The organism is Rhizobium sp. NPDC092011 (assembly GCF_044756305.1).
Classification (GTDB): Bacteria; Pseudomonadota; Alphaproteobacteria; order Rhizobiales; family Rhizobiaceae; genus Rhizobium.
The window spans coordinates 1-3,055 of record NZ_JBIVSO010000043.1 but is presented as its reverse complement, the minus strand read 5'-3'; the positions used below and the strand labels follow the sequence as shown (position 1 = coordinate 3,055).

The 3,055-nt window shown below is 63.9% G+C and carries 2 protein-coding genes; both read left to right on the top strand.

What is annotated here, in order from left to right:
- Positions 1-1,544 (top strand): Re/Si-specific NAD(P)(+) transhydrogenase subunit alpha (locus ACIQJ2_RS38175; RefSeq protein ID WP_113380094.1); only part of this gene is annotated, 1,544 nt, incomplete at its 5' end.
- A 24-nt stretch (positions 1,545-1,568) separates the two neighbouring features.
- Positions 1,569-3,055: NAD(P)(+) transhydrogenase (Re/Si-specific) subunit beta (locus ACIQJ2_RS38170; RefSeq protein WP_400678220.1), on the top strand; the 1,487-nt coding region annotated here is incomplete at its 3' end.

Sequence of the window (3,055 nt, the reverse complement as noted above, 5' to 3'; positions counted from 1 at the left end):
AAAACGAGTCTCGCGTATCTCTTTCGCCGGAGAGTGCATTGCATCTTGTCAAGCTTGGTCATGATTGTCTGATCGAGGCGGGAGCGGGTGAGGGGGCAGGCTTTTCGGACGATGCCTATCGCGCCGCGGGCGTGACGGTGGTCTCAAGTGCCGGCGAGCTTTATGCGCGCTCCGACGTCATCGCCAAGGTACGCGCTCCGGAGCCTTCCGAGGTCGAGCAGCTTCGCCCCGGCCAGACGCTGATCTCCTTCTTCCATCCGGCCCAGAACCGGGAGCTTCTGGAACAGGCGAGGGCGAGGGGCGCCAATGTCATCGCCATGGACATGGTGCCGCGCATTTCGCGTGCCCAGAAGATGGATGCGCTGTCGTCGATGGCCAATATCGCCGGCTACCGGGCGGTGATCGAGGCCGGCAACAATTTCGGGCGCTTCTTCACCGGCCAGGTGACGGCCGCCGGCAAGGTGCCGCCGGCAAAGGTCCTGGTCATCGGCGCAGGTGTCGCCGGCCTGGCGGCGATCGGCACGGCGACCGCGCTCGGCGCCATCACCTATGCCTTCGACGTGCGCCCGGAAGTGGCCGAGCAGATCGAAAGCATGGGCGCCGAGTTCGTCTATCTCGACTTTGCCGACCAGGCGACAGATGGTGCTGCGACCGGCGGCTATGCCGCTCCCTCCTCGCCGGAATTCCGCGACAAGCAGCTCGCCAGGTTCCGTGAGCTCGCCCCGCAGATCGACATCGTCATCACCACCGCGCTGATCCCCGGCCGCGATGCGCCAAAACTCTGGCTCGCCGACATGGTGGCGGCCATGAAGCCCGGCTCCGTCATCATCGACCTTGCCGCCGAGCGCGGCGGCAATTGCGATCTGACCGTCGCCGACCAGAAGGTCGTGTCCGACAACGGCGTCATCATCATCGGCTACACGGATTTCCCGAGCCGCATGGCAGCCCAGGCCTCGACGCTCTATGCCAACAATATCCGCCACATGATGGCCGACCTGACGCCGGGCAAGGACGGCAGGCTCGTCCACAACATGGAAGACGATGTCATCCGTGGTGCGACCGTCACCTTCGAGGGGACCATCACCTATCCGCCGCCACCGCCGAAGATCAAGGCGATCGCCGCAAGCAAGCCCCGGGAGAAGGTGAAGGAGCCGACGCCCGAGGAGAAGCGGGCGAGGGAGAGTGCCGCCTTCAAGGCGCAGACCCGCAACCAGGGCCTGCTGCTTGTCGCCGGCACGGCGCTCTTGCTTGTCGTCGGCGCCTATGCCCCGGAAAGCTTCATGAGCCATTTCGTGGTCTTCATGCTCGCCTGCTTCATCGGCTTCCAGGTGATCTGGAACGTCTCGCATTCGCTGCACACGCCGCTGATGGCGGTGACCAATGCGGTCTCCGGCATCGTCATCCTCGGCGCGCTCTTGCAGCTCGGCTCCGGCAACTGGCTGGTCGTCGTTCTTGCGGCGCTCTCGGTGCTGATTGCCACCATCAACATCGCCGGCGGTTTCCTGGTGACGCGGCGCATGCTCGCCATGTTCCAGAAGTCGTAAGGACCGGCCAAGGGGGGAATAATCATGACCATCGGTATCGTTTCGGCCGCCTATGTTTGCGCAGCCGTGCTCTTCATCCTGTCGCTCGGCGGGCTTTCCGGCCAGGAAAGCGCCAAGCGCGCCGTCTGGTACGGCATGGCCGGCATGGCGCTTGCCGTCTTCGCCACGGTCTTCGGACCCCAGGTTCTCGGATCCCAAGTTCTCGGGTCCCAGCTTCTCACGTCTGAGGTCGGTGCGGAGATCGGCAAGAACCCCAGCATCTGGCTCATCGTCCTCGTGATGATCGCCGGCGGCGCGCTCCTCGGCACCATGGTCGCAAGACGGGTGCAGATGACCGAGATGCCGCAGCTCGTCGCGGCGCTGCATTCCTTCGTCGGCCTCGCCGCCGTCTTCATCGGCTTCAACGCCCATCTCGAGGCGGCCCGCATCGCCGCCATGGACGAGACGGCCCGGGCAGCCCTTGGCGGCTTTGCCGCCATCCTTGCCCACAAGAGCCCGGTCGAGCTTGCGATCATGAAGGTCGAGGTCTTCGTCGGCATCTTCATCGGCGCCGTCACCTTCACCGGCTCGGTCATCGCCTTCGGCAAGCTTTCCGGCAAGGTGGACGGCAAGGCCAGGAAGCTGCCGGGCGGCCATGTGCTCAATGCCGGCGCAGCCATCCTGTCCGTCGTCCTGCTCATCGCCTATGCCGGCAATGGCAGCATTGAGGCATTGATCGCAATGACGGTGATTGCCTTCTTCATCGGCTATCACCTGATCATGGGCATCGGTGGCGCCGACATGCCCGTCGTCGTCTCCATGCTGAACTCCTATTCCGGCTGGGCGGCGGCGGCGATCGGCTTTACCCTCGGCAACGACCTTTTGATCGTCACCGGCGCGCTGGTCGGATCGTCGGGCGCCATCCTCTCCTACATCATGTGCAAGGCGATGAACCGTTCCTTCGTCTCCGTCATCCTCGGCGGCTTCGGCGCAACCGCCGGCCCGGCCATGGAGATATCAGGCGAGCAGATCGCCATCGATGCCGATGGCGTCGCTTCCGCCCTCAACGATGCCGACAGCGTCATCATCGTGCCGGGTTACGGCATGGCGGTCGCCCAGGCTCAAGCTGCCGTCTCCGAACTCACCCGCAAGCTCAGGGCATCCGGCAAGACCGTCCGCTTCGCCATCCATCCGGTCGCCGGGCGACTGCCAGGCCACATGAACGTGCTGCTGGCCGAAGCCAAGGTACCCTATGACATCGTGCTCGAGATGGACGAGATCAACGACGACTTCCACGAGACCGACGTCGTCATCGTCATCGGCTCCAACGACATCGTCAATCCCGCCGCACAGGAAGATCCCAACTCCCCCATCGCAGGCATGCCCGTTCTCGAAGTCTGGAGGGCAAAGCAGGTCTTCGTCTCCAAACGAGGCCAGGGAACCGGTTATTCCGGCATCGAAAACCCCCTCTTCTTCAAGGACAACACACGCATGTTCTACGGCGACGCTAAAAATAGCATCGATCGATTGCT